This is a genomic window from Kibdelosporangium persicum, assembly GCF_013280595.1.
Classification (GTDB): domain Bacteria; phylum Actinomycetota; class Actinomycetes; order Mycobacteriales; family Pseudonocardiaceae; genus Kibdelosporangium; species Kibdelosporangium persicum.
In genome coordinates this window covers 182994-198352 of record NZ_JAAATY010000018.1, presented here as the reverse complement: position 1 = coordinate 198352, position 15359 = coordinate 182994, and the positions used below count along the sequence as shown (strand labels likewise).

At 67.9% G+C, this 15359-nt stretch carries 13 protein-coding genes; 4 read left to right on the top strand and 9 right to left on the bottom strand.

All coding sequences use genetic code 11. The features are described 5' to 3' along the window. Positions 1 to 468 precede the first annotated feature (468 nt). Complete coding sequence (locus GC106_RS28945) at positions 469 to 1455, bottom strand: helix-turn-helix domain-containing protein (RefSeq protein ID WP_173137147.1); 987 nt, start codon at positions 1453 to 1455, stop codon at positions 469 to 471. Between the two features lie 275 nt (positions 1456 to 1730). Here GC106_RS28945 and GC106_RS28940 point away from each other — a divergent pair, with 275 nt between their 5' ends. Beyond that, positions 1731 to 6173: a S8 family serine peptidase gene (locus tag GC106_RS28940; protein ID WP_173137145.1), complete on the top strand. Its 4443-nt coding sequence runs from the start codon at positions 1731 to 1733 to the stop codon at positions 6171 to 6173. Between the two features lie 45 nt (positions 6174 to 6218). Here GC106_RS28940 and GC106_RS28935 read toward each other — a convergent pair whose 3' ends face one another. Then, positions 6219 to 7382 (bottom strand): GNAT family N-acetyltransferase, encoded by a 1164-nt coding sequence (locus GC106_RS28935; protein WP_173137143.1) that lies wholly within the window; start codon positions 7380 to 7382, stop codon positions 6219 to 6221. A 121-nt stretch (positions 7383 to 7503) separates the two neighbouring features. Here GC106_RS28935 and GC106_RS28930 point away from each other — a divergent pair, with 121 nt between their 5' ends. Genes GC106_RS28930 through GC106_RS28920 form a run of 3 tightly spaced genes read left to right on the top strand, consistent with a single transcriptional unit; the run spans position 7504 to position 10673 of the window. After that, a complete protein-coding gene (locus GC106_RS28930) occupies positions 7504 to 8868 on the top strand; it encodes an AAA family ATPase (RefSeq protein ID WP_173137141.1) in 1365 nt (454 codons plus the stop codon). Then, entirely contained in the window at positions 8865 to 9611 is a 747-nt protein-coding gene (locus GC106_RS28925) for an HNH endonuclease family protein (protein WP_173137139.1), read from the top strand. Before GC106_RS28930 ends, GC106_RS28925 begins: the two co-directional genes overlap by 4 nt. A 24-nt stretch (positions 9612 to 9635) precedes the next feature. Next, complete coding sequence (locus GC106_RS28920) at positions 9636 to 10673, top strand: saccharopine dehydrogenase family protein (protein ID WP_173137136.1); 1038 nt, start codon at positions 9636 to 9638, stop codon at positions 10671 to 10673. On the opposite strand, the gene GC106_RS28915 is transcribed toward GC106_RS28920, so the two are convergent. The 7 genes from GC106_RS28915 to lipA form a co-directional block, all read right to left on the bottom strand. Continuing rightward, positions 10657 to 10962 carry a hypothetical protein gene (locus tag GC106_RS28915; protein ID WP_173137128.1) on the bottom strand — a complete coding sequence of 102 codons (306 nt, stop codon included), beginning with the start codon at positions 10960 to 10962 and terminating at the stop codon, positions 10657 to 10659. The two genes, GC106_RS28920 and GC106_RS28915, sit on opposite strands and share 17 nt — an antisense overlap. Further along, positions 10959 to 11276, bottom strand: coding sequence for a hypothetical protein (locus tag GC106_RS28910; RefSeq protein WP_173137126.1), 318 nt, complete (start codon positions 11274 to 11276; stop codon positions 10959 to 10961). The genes GC106_RS28915 and GC106_RS28910 overlap by 4 nt, the downstream gene beginning before the upstream one ends. Continuing rightward, positions 11276 to 11947: a hypothetical protein gene (locus tag GC106_RS28905; protein WP_173137124.1), complete on the bottom strand. Its 672-nt coding sequence runs from the start codon at positions 11945 to 11947 to the stop codon at positions 11276 to 11278. Before GC106_RS28905 ends, GC106_RS28910 begins: the two co-directional genes overlap by 1 nt. Positions 11948 to 11953: 6 nt before the next feature. Continuing rightward, complete coding sequence (locus tag GC106_RS28900) at positions 11954 to 13180, bottom strand: putative T7SS-secreted protein (RefSeq protein ID WP_173137122.1); 1227 nt, start codon at positions 13178 to 13180, stop codon at positions 11954 to 11956. After that, positions 13180 to 13500, bottom strand: a complete 321-nt coding sequence (locus GC106_RS28895; protein ID WP_173137120.1) for a hypothetical protein — start codon at positions 13498 to 13500, stop codon at positions 13180 to 13182. Before GC106_RS28895 ends, GC106_RS28900 begins: the two co-directional genes overlap by 1 nt. A 91-nt stretch (positions 13501 to 13591) precedes the next feature. Further along, positions 13592 to 14260 (bottom strand): DedA family protein, encoded by a 669-nt coding sequence (locus GC106_RS28890; RefSeq protein WP_173137118.1) that lies wholly within the window; start codon positions 14258 to 14260, stop codon positions 13592 to 13594. 84 nt (positions 14261 to 14344) lie between these two features. After that, complete coding sequence (gene lipA / locus GC106_RS28885; RefSeq protein WP_173137116.1) at positions 14345 to 15346, bottom strand: lipoyl synthase; 1002 nt, start codon at positions 15344 to 15346, stop codon at positions 14345 to 14347. Between the last annotated feature and the right edge of the window lie 13 nt (positions 15347 to 15359).

Below are 15359 nucleotides of genomic sequence, written 5' to 3'. Positions count from 1 at the left end.
ACGCAACGCAACGGTAACCACAACGCGCCAGAAAGCTGGAAGGCGAGGTGCCGCAACGGCGACCACGACGTGCCAGAAGGCTGGAAGGCGACATGTCGCGGCGACCATGACGCAACGCAACGGTAACCACAACGCGCCAGAAAGCTGGAAGGCGAGGTGCCGCAACGCGCCAGAAAGCTGGAAGGCGAGGTGCCGCAACGGCGACCACGACGTGCCGCAACGGTGGACACGGCGTGCCGCAACGGTGGACACGACGTGCCGGAAAGGTCGACACGGCGTGCCGCAACGGTGGACACGGCGTGCCGGAAAGGTCGACACGGGGTGCCGGAAAGGCGGACACGGCGTGCCGGAAAGGCGGACACGGCGTGCCGCAACGGTGGACACGGCGTGCCGGAAAGGTCGACACGGGGTGCCGGGGCCGCTGCGAGTGCGGATTCTGTTACCTGCCAGGGGAAATGAACAAGGGAACTAGATCCAGCCGCGTTTGGTGGCTTGCCAGATGAGCTGGACTCGGGTACGGACACCGGTGATCTTGATCAGGTCGTGTAACCGGCGTTGCACCGTTCGGGTGCTCAGCCCCAGTTGCGTGGCGATCGACTGGTCGGTCAGACCCGCCAGGAGTAACGAAAGCAGCCGCATGTCGCCCGGGGTCGGTTCCTCACTGGCGGGATCTTCGTCCAGTTCCCCGTTCGCGCCGATCAGGATCGGCGTCGAGGACTGCCACAGCGATTCGAACAACGCGCTGAGCGCGTCGAGCAAGCCGCTGGGACGTAACAGAACCGCAGTTGGCTCAGTGTTCGTCCCAGGGTCTGGAACGGTTTCGGCCACCGGGACGATCGCCAGGTCGTCGTCGGCGATGGCGAGCTTCAACGGCAGGCCGACCGCGATCCGGGCCTCCTCGCCGTGGGCGACGGCGTCCGCGACGTCGGGGGGATCTCCCGGCAGCAGCAGCATTTCCCGGTCGTAGATCACCCGGAACCGCACGCCTTGCGCGAGCGCGTCGTACTCAGCGTCATTGTCCTGCTCGCAAGCCGCCACGACTGGCGGCTTGACGAGCCCGCGGACCTCCTTGCGGGCGTTGCGCTGCAACTGGTCCACACGCTGAGCGATCGCCTTGGCGCCGTGCACCACTTCGACGAACCCGGCCGGGTCGGCGCGGCTACGGTATTCGGTGGTGAGCACGGTGATCCGTGCCCGGATCTCCCGCAGCTCCTGTTCCCTGCTCTGCACGAGCGGGCCGAACGCCAGATCCGGTGGCGCTGGTCTATACCTTCTCGCGGTGCCAGGCACCAGCGTGGCCATCCCCTGGTTTTCCAGTGACAGCAGCAGTTGCGCCGCTTCCAGCGCGGTGGTTCCCAGGTCGTGTGCCAATTCCAGGTCGGTCGCCGCGGCAAGTCGCAGCAGGGCACGGTACGCGGATTCCTCGGAGGCGGTGAGACCGGAGACCTCGAGCATGCGACCCCCTAGTTGGTTTCTTTCCCGCTACGTCGCTTCCGGGACGGAAAACGTGACGGAATGACGCCATGTCATCAGTCCGCCACGGTCAGGCATGGAGCGCAGCGTATCGGAATGCACACAATCCGAAAGATCCTCCGTGTTACGTGTTGATGATCGGGCTGGGGGTGAATGTCCTTCTCGGAGGGTCGGCTGGTGCATTGACGGCCCTGCTGTTGCGCCGACCGGCGCAACAGTGCGGCCCTTTCGCGGCAATCCCGCGAGACAGGAGCGCTATGTCCAGGCGTAGACGTAGTGGCGGGTTGGTCAGAGCGGCGTTAGTCGCCGTACTCGCCTTCGTCCTTGCGACCGTGTACTCGAGTCATGCCCTAGGTGCCGCTGGTCCGAACAGCGGCAGTGATGCGGCCGGTCAGATCAAGCCGGCCTCGGAAAAAATCGCCAGTGAGGTCTCGAAGTCCCTGGCACAGTCCGGTTCCACGACGTTCTTCGCCGTGCTGGACTCGGCGGCCAACCTCTCGTCCATCTCGACGACCGGGCGGGCGGGCACCCAACGCACGGCGGATGTGTTCTCCGCCTTGACGTCCCACGCCGACCGTGCGCAGGCAGGATTGCGCGACCTGCTCACCGCGCGGGGTGCGGAGTTCACTCCGTTCTGGATCGTCAACACCATCAAGGTGACCGGTGACGCCGCGCTCGTCGACGAGGTCGCGGCGCGTCCCGAGGTCAAGCAGATCCTGCCGGAGCGCGTCTACGACGTGCCGCAGCCGACGCCCGCCGAGGAGCTGGCCCAGGTCAACGCGGTCGAGTGGAACATCGACCGGGTGCGGGCCAACAAGGTGTGGGCGGACTTCTCGATCCGCGGCGAGAACGTCGTCGTGGCCAACATCGACACCGGCGTCCAGTACACGCATCCCGCTCTGGTGGGCAAGTACCGCGGGAACAAGGGCGACGGCACCTTCGACCACAACTACAACTGGCACGACCCGTCCAAGGTCTGCGGTAACCCGTCGCTGGCTCCGTGTGACAACAACAACCACGGAACGCACACGATGGGCACCATGGTCGGGGACGACGGCGGTGCCAACCAGATCGGTGTCGCGCCGAACGCGAAGTGGATCGCGGCGAAGGGCTGCGAGGTCAACAACTGCTCGGACGCCGCGCTGCTGTCCTCCGGTCAGTGGGTCCTGGCCCCGACCGACCTGAATGGACAGAACCCGCGGCCGGACCTCGCGCCGGACGTGGTGAACAACTCCTGGGGCGGCGGCGGTGGCAACACCTGGTACCAGGCCACCGTGGACGCGTGGGTCGCCGCGGGCATCTTCCCGGCGTTCTCCAACGGCAACAGCGGTACGCTGGGTTGCAACAGCTCCGGTTCGCCCGGTGACTACGCGGTGTCCTATTCGGCCGGTGCCTTCGACGTCAACAACGCCATCGCGTCGTTCTCCTCGCGGGGCCCGGGTTCCGGCGGCCTGATCAAGCCGAACATCGCCGCACCGGGTGTCGCGGTCCGTTCGTCGATCGCCAACAACGGCTACGGTTCGTTCAACGGAACGTCGATGGCCTCGCCGCACGTGGCGGGCGCGGTCGCGCTGCTGTGGTCGGCGTCCCCGGCGCTCGCCGGTGACATCAACGCCACCAAGGCGTTGCTGAACCAGACCGCTGTGGACACCGCCAGCACGCAGTGCGGTGGCACGCCGGAGAACAACAACGTCTGGGGCGAGGGCAAGCTGGACACCTTCGCCTCGGTCGAGGCGGCACCGCGTGGCCCGACCGGCACGATCTCGGGCACGGTCGTCAGCGCGGGCAAGCCCGCCGACGCCGTCAGGATCGAGATCAGCGGCCCGACCACGGTGGTCAAGACCACCGGCGCGGACGGCAAGTTCACGCTCGACCGGGCCCCGGTGGGCGACTACGTGGTCAAGGCCAGCAAGTTCGGCCTGGTCACCAAGGAGCTGAAGGTCACCGTGGCGGAGGGCGAGACGGCCACCGCCGACTTCGACCTGGCGTCCGCGCCGAGCTTCACGATCAAGGGCGTGGTCAAGTCCACGGACGGCTCGGCGCTCGGCGGTGCGGAGATCTCCCTCGCGAACACCCCGGTGGCCGCGGTGAAGACCGACAACACCGGCGCGTACACCCTGTCCGTGCCCGCGGGCACCTACGACGTCGTCGCGGACTACGGCCGTTGGCTGCAGGCCGGGCGCAAGAGCGTGAACGTCAGCGGGAACGTGACCGCCGACTTCGCGTTGGAGCCCAAGGTGGACGCGTACGGCTACACCCCGCGGCACGTCGCGCCGTCGTGGGTCGCCGCGTCGACCGCGTTGCAGTTGACCGGTGACAACGCCTCAGCGACCGTGAACCTGCCGTTCCCGGTCACGTTCTACGGCAAGACATACAAGACCGCCGCGGTGCACACCGACGGATACCTCGCGTTCGCGGGAACCGGTGCGCCAGGCGGAGCGATCCCGGCACCTGCCGCCCCGAACGGCGCGATCTACGCCTTCTGGGACGACCTGGTGGTCGACGCGCAGGCGAGCGTGCGCACGCAGACCGAAGGCGCCGCACCGAACCGCCGGTTCATTGTGGAATGGCGTGACGTGACGGTGAAGTCGGCACCGGGCAGCCGTGTGTCGGCCGAGCTGATCCTGACCGAGGGCGGCCGCCTTCAGTTGCAGTACAACGGGATCGACGCGTCGAGTCCGGCCGAGTCGGGCGCGACGGCCACGGTCGGCCTGGAGAACGAGACCGGCACGGTCGCGTTGGCGTACTCGGCGAAGAAGGCCCACCTGTCCGACACCGTCGCCATCTCGGCGCGCGTGCCGAACACCGGTCTGGTCCGCGGCACGATCACCGACGCCAACGACAAGCAGCCGATCGCCGGCGGTGCCGTGGCGTTGCAGCGTGCGGGCAAGACCGTCAGCGCGGTCACCGACTCGACCGGGTTCTTCCAGGCCGAGGTCGCGCTGGGCAGCTTCACCGTGGTGGCCAGCCAGCGTGGTTACGAGACCGAGCGGGCGAACCTCACGATCGGCTCCGAAGGCGTCGTCCTGGGCAGGGACTTCGCGCTGCGGGCGCCGTTCTTCGAGGCGAACCCGGCCGCGTTGGAGGTCGTCGTGCCCGCCGGGGAGACCCGCAAGCGCACGGTGACCGTCCGCAACACCGGTACGGCCGACGGCACGTGGGAGTTCAAGGAAGTCAGCGGTGGCACGGCCAGTGAGCCCGCCGCGGCCGCGAAGCCTTTGGCGGCCCGGGGTGTGCAGGGGTACGACCCGAACGCCCGTACCGCCATTGGTCTGGACACCGCCGACGTGAGCAAGGCCGCCGGAGCCGTTCCGCAGGCGCCCGGTCAGGTCCTGAAGTCCTGGCCCGTCAACGAACTCGGCAAGGGCTGGGGTGCCGGTTACCACGCGGGCAACGTGTGGGTCACCGACTCCACGGCGGCTTCCCAGGCTGTCGCCCGGTATTCCGCCGAAGGCGCGTTCGGACAGTCGTTCCCGTCGAGCCACGGCGGGTGGCCCGCCGACCTGACGTTCGTGCCGAGCCGCAACCTGGTCTGCCAGGTCACGGTCGGCGGGGACAACGGGATCAAGTGCCTCAACCCGGCCACCGGCGCGTTGGTCAGCACCATCACCGGCAGCCCGTGGACGTCGATCTCGCAGCGTGGCCTGGCCTACCGGGCCGACGACGACACGTTCTACATCGGTGGCTGGAACGAAGGCATCATCTACAAGGTCAAGGGTCTGTCCTATCCGGACGCGGGCGCGTTGGTCAGCCAGTGCCGTCCGGCGGCGACCCTGTCGGGGATCTCCGGTCTGGCATGGTCACCGCGAGGCGTGCTGTGGGTCGCCACGAACGCGTCCACGGACCCGATCTCGGCGGTGAATCCGGACACCTGCGCCACGGTGGCGTCGGTGACCGACCCGGAGGCGACGACGACGTTCTCCGGCGCCGGTCTGGAGCTCGACGACGCGGGCAACCTCTGGGTGATCTCGCAGCTCGGCACGAACAAGAGCAAGGCCACGCTGGTGGAGACGCCGATCCCGAGCTACGCCGACGTGCCGTGGCTGTCGCAGAGCCTCGCGGCGGGCAGTGTGGCCGCGGGCGGCGGGCAGCAGGTCGAGCTCACGATCGACGCGACGAACCTGCAGCCCGGCGTGCACGGCGCGACCATCTTCCTGGTCAGCAACGCGGCCAAGCGGTCGACGATCGGGATACCGGTCAAGGTGATCGTGCCCAAGACCCGGATCGGCGTGGACTCCGGCGGCAACGGCGGCGTCGACGCGCTCGGCGACACGTGGGGTTCCGACCAGGCGTACTCCACCGGCGGATTCGGCTGGCTCGGCCAGTCGTCGAAGCCGGTGAGCACGACCGAGGCGATCTCCGGCACGGCGGAGCAGCCACTGTTCCAGACCCAGCGGGAGGGTGCGTACGAGTACCGCTTCGACGGCTTGGCCAAGGGCGTCTACCAGGTCGAGCTCAACTACGCCGAACTCGGCTGGACGGACCCGAACACCAGGCTGTTCGACGTCATCATCGAGGGCAGGCTGGTCACGCCCGCGTTGGACGTCGCCGGTGAGGTCGGCGGGTTCGCCGCGTTGGCCACGTCGCAGTTCGCCTTGGTCGAGGACGGGCAGCTGAACATCCGCTTCGTGTCCCGGGCGGGTGCGCCGATCGTCAACGGCGTCAGGGTGACCGAGCGGCCGGACCGCGCCACACCGTGACGGCCAGGGGAGCCCTGCCCGGCGGCAGGGCTCCCCGCTTTCCTCTTAGAACTCAGCGAAGAAGTACGGGAGCCGGCGGGGGAACAGCCTGGCCAGTTCGCCGGGCTCCGGGATCGTTCCGAAGCCTCGCAGCACGACGTCCTCCGGGGTGAGCGCGCCGTAGACCAGGCCCGCGAAACCCGCGGCCGTGAGCGTGACGGTCGGATCGCCTGACGTCACCTCGAGCCGGCCGGATGTGCCGTCCAGCATGTACTTCCCGGCGATGAACGGGTCGTCGACGATCTCGATGCCCACCCGGCCCGGCCCGACGGCCATGCCGGCCAGCGCCTCGACCGACAGCACACGGGCCATCGGCGCGACCGACCACGTCGGCTTGGCCTCCACACCGACCGCGAGGTCCGTCCCCCAGAGCTCCGGCAGCTCGTCCGGCGCCACCGGCACGACGACCGCGTCGACCTGGTCGACGTGCATCGCGAAGAACCGCAACAACAGCGCGCGGCCCACCTCGCTGGTGAACAGCATGCTGTACGCCTCCAGGGCGTTGCCCTCGGTCTTCATCCGGTACATCGCCGCGCCGACCACCTCGCCGCCTGACTTGGCGGTGACGATCCAGCGGTCGTCCTTGTCGCGCAGCCGGACGTCACGCGACTCGGGGAAAATCGCGAAACCGTGCCGCTGAGCGAGCAAGCGCTCGGTGATCTCGCGGTGGTTCGGGTACCCGGTGCCGATCGGCTGCCAGTCGACCGTACCGTCCAGTTCGGTCCGTACGAGCTCGGCCAGACCCGCCGGGTCGAACCGGGCCGTGCGCGGTTTGGGCATGCCGACAAAGCCGAACTTGCCGTAGAACGACGGACGGAACGGGTAGAGCGCGGACAGGACGTGCCCGGAATCGCGCATCTGGCCGAGCAGTTCGGTCACCAACGCCCTGATGTACCCACGGCGGCGCACCTGGGGTTGAGCGGCGACGGCGGCGACACCCGCCATCGGAAGCACGGAGCCGCGGACGTTCTGTCGCATCGGGATCGCGGTGGCCTCCGCGACCTTGGCGCCGTCCTCGTCGATCGCCAGCGTCAGGTGGTCCGCTTCGTACTTCAAGATCGAGTCACGCCACTTCGCCCGGGCTTCCTCGGGCATGGGGGACTGGCTGAAGGCGTACTCGACGGTCAGGACGTCGGCCAGGTCTTCGGCGTTGAGCCTGCGGATGCGCATGCCGGCCAACCTAGCCAACGATCCTGGTGGACACGCTCCGATTTTGGTGCGGCGGTCAGCGAGCCCATCGGTAGTGTGCAGCCTGAATGGCAGGTTGGCTGGCTGACGACTCGGAGGCGGCGTGTACGTATCGCGCGTGCGCTTGACCAACATCAAGGGCTTCCACGGTGTGCGCGACGTCGATCTTGAACTGCGTAGGCCGGACGGCAGCTTCGCCGGATGGACCGTACTGGCGGGTCGGAACGGATCGGGCAAGACCACGCTGCTGCGGGGTATCGCCTTGGCGTTGGGCGGTCCAGCCGTGGCGCGAAGTCTTGTCGCCGACTTCGACAACTGGATCTCGGCCGACACGCCCGAAGCTCGGGCGGAAGTGCTGGTGCATTTCGACTCCGCCTGGGAGAAGTTCAAGACAGGCCGGCCTCCGGCGACGACGTTCTGGGCGGGACTGCGCTGGACGGCACCGGACGTCGAGGGCAGCCTGTTCCAGCGTCCGGTACAGCCGTCCCTCGGTGAGTTCAACTCCAGCAGCAAGGCGAAGACGGCCGCGAGGCGCGGGCCTTGGCAGGACAACCCTACTGGGTGGTTCTGTGCGGCGTACGGGCCTTTTCGTCGCCTCGTCGGTGGGACCGGCGATGCTCAGCGCCTCATGTTGACGTCTGGGCCTGTCGCCCGGATGGCGAGCCTCTTCCACGAGGATGCCTCGCTGGCGGAAGGCGTCAGCTGGCTGATCGAGCAGCATCTCCGTTCGCTGGAGAAACGCCCCGGTGCCGACCGGCTCAAGGAGGTGGCGCTGGCCATCCTGGCGGACGGGCTGTTGCCTGACGACTACCGGATCGAGTCGGTCGACTCCGACGGACTGTGGGTGATCAGCGAAGGCCGACGTTTTCCCCTGCGGGAGATGAGTGACGGCTACCGCACCGTGGTCGCACTCGTGGTGGACCTCCTCAAACAACTCTATGAGGCATACGGTGAACTTCCGCTGGATGCGACATTGTTCGCGGACGCGCCCATTGTCACGGCTCCCGGTGTTGTGATCATCGACGAGGTTGACGCGCATCTGCACGTGTCGTGGCAGAAACGCATCGGTGCTTGGCTGAAGCGTCACTTCCCGGCTATCCAGTTCATTGTCACGACGCACAGCCCGTACATCTGTCAGGCCGCGGATCCGGCGGGCCTGATCCGGCTTCCCGGTCCCGACCAGCAAGAGGCGCCACAAACCGTAGGCACGGACTTGTGGGAACGAATCGTTTACGGCACTGGGGACGACGCCGTCCTGTCGGACCTGTTCGGATTGGACACCGCGTACTCGGATCAGGCGAATGCCCTTCGTGAAGAGTTGGTATCCCTGGAGATGTCGGTTCTGGCGGGCTCGGCGGATGCGGACCAACGGAAGCGCTATGCGGAATTGAAGGACGTGCTTACCAGTTCTCCAGTGGCCAGGGTGGGCGAGGTTGTGACGCGCTTGGCCCGGGCGGTGGAGAAGTGATTCGTCTGTACCGTCCGGAACTCGCGGACTCCGTCTCCGTTCAGCTTGTGACGTTGACCAAGTCCATCCAGGAACGGTCGAGGTCGTTGCGGGTGCGTGAAGCGAGGAGGCTCTGGCGAGGTCGTCCCAATGTGCGATCGGCCTTGAAGGAAACGCTCCAGGGCTTCGCCAGTGGCCGTAGTCGATGCATGTACTGTGGGGACAACCAAGGCACTGATGTCGACCACTACGAGCCACTTGCTGTTGCGCCGCTCCGCACTTTCGTGTGGAAGAATCACCTGCTCGCATGCTCGGGATGCAATAGTCACTTCAAGCGCGGTGGGTTCCCCAAAAGTCGTGACGGTGTACCCCTCCTGCTGGACCCGACCGTTGACGACCCTTTTGACCACCTGGCGCTCGCGTTGAGTGTGGGGCTCTACGCGCCGATTACTGATCGCGGTCGGGCGACAATCGAGATCTGTCAGCTCAATCGAGATATCCTCAGTCGTGGACGGCAGACCGCGTACGAGACGATGACGATCATATTGGAAGCGTGGCGGCAGGCCAGTGATCATGAGGATGAATACAAGAAGACCAGCCTTATGAACACGATCAGAGAACAGCCGTTCGCTGATGTGATCTATGCGATGCTGCGGTATGCCCATGCGCCCGGGGCGTCGCAGTTGTTCGCCGATCGTCCGCAGCTGCTGCCTATTCTGAATGACGAGCAGTTGCGCACGAGCCTGCTGACCTGGGATTCTTAGCTACTCGGCGGTAACGTACCCGGCATGACCTGGATGGTGTACGGCGCGAACGGCTACACAGGAAAGCTCGTCGCCCGCCTCGCGGTGGCGCGCGGGGAACGTCCCGTCCTGGCGGGACGGAGTCCGGCGGTCCGTGAAGTGGCTGCTGAGCTGGGGCTCGAACACCGGATCTTCGACCTGTCCCGTGCCGGTGAAGGGCTGGCGGGGATCACCGCGGTGGCGCACTGCGCGGGGCCGTTCTCGGCGACGTCCCGGCCGATGGTGGACGCGTGCCTGGCGACCGGGACGCACTACCTGGACGTCACCGGTGAGATCGAGGTCTTCGAGGCCGTCTTCGCCCGGTCGGCGGAGGCGGTGGACGCGGGCGTGGTGCTGCTGCCCGGCGCCGGGTTCGACGTCGTGCCGAGCGACTGCCTGGCCGCGTCGCTGGCCGCGGCCTTGCCCGGGGCGACGTCGCTCAGGCTGGCCTTCGCTGCGGGTGGCGGCTTCAGCGGCGGCACGCTGAAGACCGCGGTCGAGGGAATGGGCACCGGCGGGCGGGTCCGCCGGGACGGCAGGCTCGTGACTGTCCCGGTTGGACACAAGACTTTGGTCGTGTCGTTCCCGTCCGGCAGGCGGAGTGTGCTTTCCCTGCCGTGGGGCGACGTTTCCACGGCGTACCGGTCGACCGGAATCCCGGACATCACCACGTACATGGCCCTCGGGCTGCCCGCCGGGCTGGTCGGCCGGTTCCAGCGTTTCTCGGTGCCGGTGATGCGCACCGCCCTGGCGCAGCGGATCGGCAAGTCGCTGGCCGGCCTGATCAGCGGGCCGGGGGAGAAGCGCCGCACCGGCAGCCGCTCGGAGTTCTGGGGCGAGGCCCGGGCGGATGACGGCCGTACCGCCAGCGGAACCCTTGTCACGCCTAGCGCTTACGACATCACCGCGGACGCCGTCGTGCGGATCGCGACCGGGATCGGCGACGTGCAGCCCGGCGCCCACACCCCGGCGACCGCCTTCGGCGCGGACTTCGTGCGCACTTTGGACGGTGTGGTCGCCGGACCGGTCACTGTGACTTCGTGAACCGCAGGGTCCAGCCGGTGTCGGTCAGTTCGTCGCCCGTGAACTGCCACGAGGCCTTGCGCGCCACCAGAATGACCTCCTGCTTGGGGACTTCGCCGTAGGCCGCCCAGTCCAGGCCGAGCGAACGCCCCGGGGCCGAGGCGAAGAAGTCCTTCAGCGCGGCCCGTTGCTCGTTGTACCGGCGCAGCCGCCTGCCCGCGGACGGCACGATCATCGTGACGATCACCATGGTCAGCAGGAGGACGAAGCCCGTCCCGCCGACCACCAGGCCGATCTGGTCGGTTCTCACAGGTTCAGCCGCCTCTGCTTGGGCTTGGGTGGCTTGAACACCAACGACTTCGCCGCGTTGCGGCGGTTGAGCGAGTCGCCGGTGTACTCGTAGCCCATCGACTCGGCGACCTCCCTGATCATCGGGATGGTCAGCGGGTGGCAGTCCCAGATCTCTACCCACGTCTCGCGGTTGTCCGACGTGGTGTTGCGGCCGAGATGCCGGGCCACCTGGTCGGCTCCCTGGCGGTAGGTCTGCGACCGGGTACGCAGCCGGGCCGTGACGATCCACACCGCCACCAGTGCGAACGCGACGCCGCCGATCAGCAGGCCCATCAGAACCCCGAGAGCCGGTCGGCGATCGCGGACGTCTTGGTGGCGCGGAACGAGACACTCCTGGCCATGCCGTCCAGTATGTCGATGTACGCCCGCCAGTCCGCGAGCGAGTCGCTGGACAGCGTCAGGATCGCGATGTGCCTGCGGTCCGGGCAGGCGAAGATGATCTGGGCCTGGCGCACCAGCGACGTGCTGGCGACCGGTTCGCCGGTCACCGTCACGGGCATGGTCACCTTGACCTCCTCGCCGATCACCAGCGCCTCACCGGCCGGGTACCGCGCGAAGGCGACCTCCCGCGTCCTGCCTGGTTCCTTCAGTCCGTCGGCGACCGCGGCGAGCGCGTTGGCGGCGTCCAGAACCGCGTCCTTGACGAGGATCGAGAACTGGGCGGTGGCCAGCCTGGCCGGGTCGGCGTCGGAGCGGGCGATCAGCTGCCCGGCGTAGACCGCGCCCTCGGACACCAGCTGGGCGATCATCATCTCCTGGTTGAACACGACGCTCAGCCGCTGCATCTCGGTGGCGCCGCGCATGATCGCCGTGGCGTTGGCGTACGCCCGCTGGACGCGTGTCTCGGCGTCCTCGGTCAGGTCGATCTCGTGCAGCTGTTCGGGCACGGTGAAGCGCAGCGGCTGCGCCACGTCCTCGGCGCCGAGTTTGGCGGAAACGTTCATCGGCCCTTACCTGATCTGGATTCCGTTGAGGATGCCCGAGGCCCAGCCCGCGGCGTCCTTGACCGCCGTGGTCGGCGAGCTGTTGTCGAACAGGCCGATCGCGCCGGGCAGTTGCAGTGCGACGTTCGTCCCGCCCTGCAACGCTTTCGCGGCGACGTCCGACATCGGGTGCACCAGCGGGTTGCCGACGGTCTTCTCGGCGATCCACGAGAACATCCTCGCGGGCTCGGCCACCTTGCCCGCCTCGTCGACGAACGCCCGGCCACCCTGCGTCACGGCGCGGCCCGCGTCGTCCAGCATCGCGGTGGCGCCACGGCTCACGTCCACCAGCCGGTCCACGCCCGCGAGCGCGTCGCCCGCCGCGCTGAAACCCTTGCTGATCGCGCCGACACCCGGGACCAGGCCGAGGACGTCGGCACCCAGCGACACCCACGCGTTCTTGTCGTCCCACTTGTCGTTGACGACCATGTCGGCGCCGTGCGCGAGCAGCGCCACGCCACCCGCGACCAGCGCGATCGGACCGCAGACGGGCGCGAGGACCGGGATGAACGCCAGCGCGCCCGCAACGGCCGAGACGATGCCCGCGATGTCACCGATGTCGCCGAGGTGGTCCTTGAACCACTTGCCGAGGTCGTCGAACATCTCGCCGAACGAGTCGAAGAACGCCTTGTTCGGCGCGTCCTTCGCGGCGGAGCGCAGCGCGTCGGCACATGTTTTGCCGTCGTCCTCCCAGGTGTCCCTGAGTTTTCTGGCCTGCGCGCGGATGTCGTCCAGCTTGTCCCAGGCGGCGTTCGCGGCGTTGATCTTGTTGACCGCGTCGTCGTGCAGCGCCGAGTTGGCCGTGTCGTTCTGGGCCGCGGCCCGGGCACCGCGGGCGCTGGCGTCCTTGGCCTGCGCGTCCGCCTTGGCCTGCGCGGCCTGCTGTTCGAGCTGCTTGGCCCGCTGCTGGTGCGCCGCCAGCCGGTCGCTCCACGTGGACAACGCGGTGCCGGCGGCCTCCAGCGACTTGTTGGCCTTCTCCAGGTGCCCCGGCAGGTCGCCGAGCTTGCGGGTGAACGCCTTGGCCGCCTCGCCGGTCCAGACGTCCTGCTTGTCCTGGATGGACTTGAGCATCTCGTACGCCTCTTTGGCGTAGACGCCGGTGTCCTTCATCTGCTTGGACAGCGTGCGGACCGTGCCGACGTTGCCGATCGCGGGGTCGAACCCGAGTGCGGGGAAGTCCGCGTCAGCCATCACTTGCCGCCGATCGCCGTGCCGATGTCGTTCGACATCTGCGTCAGGCCCTGCCGTAGCGCGGTCTCCAGTTCGGCGTACGCCTGCTTGGTCTGGTCGATGCCGCCGCGGACCTCCGCCACCGCGTCGCGGATCTTGTCCAGGCCCTCTTCCCAGTCCTTGCGGAAGTCGGCGGTCGCCTCGTCGAGCTCACCGGGGCCGATCGAATCGGGCCCCAGATCGTCGAGCCGCTTCGTGGCCTCGTTGATGTTCTCGACGGTCCGGTCGAGATTTTTGCCCAGCTCTTCCAAGCCGCCGACGTCGACGGTGAAATCCGGCATCGCTTGCCTGCCCCCAGCCTCGTGACCAGCCGCTTTCCCGCGGCCGGGGAGGATGGTAGCGAACCGATCAGGACAAACTACGCCAAACCGATCAATTCACCGGCTCGGTCGCCGCCTTGAGCGCCTCCGCTTCCGCGGCGAGCGCCTTGGCCTTGGCCTTCTTGCGCTTGCGGAGGGTGATGAACACGAACAGGCCGACGACAAGCGCGGCCACGACGATCAGGCCGCCGGTGTTGAGCATGCCTTCGATGCGCTTGGCCGCCTCGCCCAGCGCCGCGCCGATCGAGATGTGCACCAGCGACCACGAGGCCGCGCCCAGGGCCACGGCGGGCAGGAACTTGCGGTACGGCAGGCCGGACGTGCCCGCGGCGGCAGGCATCAGGGTCCGCACCACCGGCAGGAACCGGGCGAAGAAGACGGCCCACGCACCCCGCCTGCGCAGGATGTCGGTCGTCTTGTCCCAGCCTTCCGCGCCGTGCTTCTGGATCAGTTTCGTCTCGCGCAGCGCCGGGCCGAACTTGCGGCCGATCGTGTAGCCGATCGAGTCGCCGATCGCGCAGCAGACCGTGACGACCGCCCACAGCACCACGAACCGCTGCCACGAGCCGGTCACCGTGGTCGCGGCGACCAGCAGGCCGGACTCACCGGGTGCGATGAAACCGAGACCGATCGTGCACTCCAGCAGCACCAGCAGGCCGGTCGCACCGACCAGAAGCGGCTGGGGCAACGACTGCAGCCAGGCAAGCAGGTCGGCGACCAAGACGAACTCCCCCTCGAAGAAAGGCGATTACCCCCAAAGGGACGCACACCCCGTCGGTGAGGTTCCGTCCCTCCAGGCGCCACTTTACCGGGAGAGCAGTGACCCGATCTCCTGGCTGGCCGGACCCTGCTCGGCCAGATGCGCGAGGTGCTCGGGCACGGTCTCGCCGCGATGCGCCATGGCCTGGGCATACAGCCGTCCCGCGCGGTACGACGAGCGCACCAACGGCCCGGCCATCACGCCGGCGAACCCGATCTCTTCGGCTGCCTCTTTGTGCAACACGAACTCCTCGGGCTTGACCCAGCGGTCGATCGGGTGGTGCCGCGGCGACGGGCGCAGGTACTGGGTGATCGTGACGATGTCGGTCCCCGCCTCGTACAGGTCCCGCAGCGCCTCGGTGACCTCCTCGGGCGTCTCGCCCATGCCCAGGATCAGGTTCGACTTGGTCACCAGGCCGTATTCGCGGGCCTGGGTGATCACGTCGAGCGAGCGCTCGTAACGGAAGCCCGGCCGGATCCGCTTGAAGATCCGCGGCACGGTCTCCAGGTTGTGCGCCAGCACCTCCGGCCGCGAGCCGAACACCTCGGCCAGCTGGGCGGGGTCGGCGTTGAAGTCGGGGATCAGCAGCTCCACGCCGGTGCCCGGGTTGAGCGCGTGGATCTGGCGGACGGTCTCGGCGTACAGCCAGGCGCCGCCGTCCTCCAGGTCGTCACGGGCGACGCCGGTGACGGTCGAGTACCGCAGGCCCATCGCCTGGACCGACTCGGCGACCTTGCGAGGCTCCTCGCGGTCGAGCGAAGCCGGTTTGCCGGTGTCGATCTGGCAGAAGTCGCAGCGCCGCGTGCACTGGTCGCCGCCGATGAGGAACGTGGCCTCGCGGTCCTCCCAACACTCGTAGATGTTGGGACAACCGGCCTCCTCGCACACGGTGTGCAGGCCCTCCCGCCGGACCAGGCCTTTGAGCTCGGTGTACTCCGGGCCCATCCGCGCCTTGGTCTTGATCCACGGCGGCTTCTTCTCGATCGGGGTCTGGCTGTTGCGGACCTCGACACGCAGCAGCTTTCGTCCCTCCGGCGCCACAGTCACAGCTCACAGGTTA

Bases quoted from the DNA above. Each gene is read 5' to 3' on its own strand.
- GC106_RS28940 (WP_173137145.1), top strand. From the start codon at position 1,731: ATGTCCAGGCGTAGACGTAGTGGCGGGTTGGTCAGAGCGGCGTTAGTC.
- GC106_RS28910 (WP_173137126.1), bottom strand. From the start codon at position 11,276: ATGGGCCTGCTGATCGGCGGCGTCGCGTTCGCACTGGTGGCGGTGTGG.
- GC106_RS28905 (WP_173137124.1), bottom strand. From the start codon at position 11,947: ATGAACGTTTCCGCCAAACTCGGCGCCGAGGACGTGGCGCAGCCGCTG.
- GC106_RS28900 (WP_173137122.1), bottom strand. From the start codon at position 13,180: ATGGCTGACGCGGACTTCCCCGCACTCGGGTTCGACCCCGCGATCGGC.
- GC106_RS28895 (WP_173137120.1), bottom strand. From the start codon at position 13,500: ATGCCGGATTTCACCGTCGACGTCGGCGGCTTGGAAGAGCTGGGCAAA.
- GC106_RS28920 (WP_173137136.1), top strand. From the start codon at position 9,636: ATGACCTGGATGGTGTACGGCGCGAACGGCTACACAGGAAAGCTCGTC.
- GC106_RS28935 (WP_173137143.1), bottom strand. From the start codon at position 7,382: ATGCGCATCCGCAGGCTCAACGCCGAAGACCTGGCCGACGTCCTGACC.
- GC106_RS28945 (WP_173137147.1), bottom strand. From the start codon at position 1,455: ATGCTCGAGGTCTCCGGTCTCACCGCCTCCGAGGAATCCGCGTACCGT.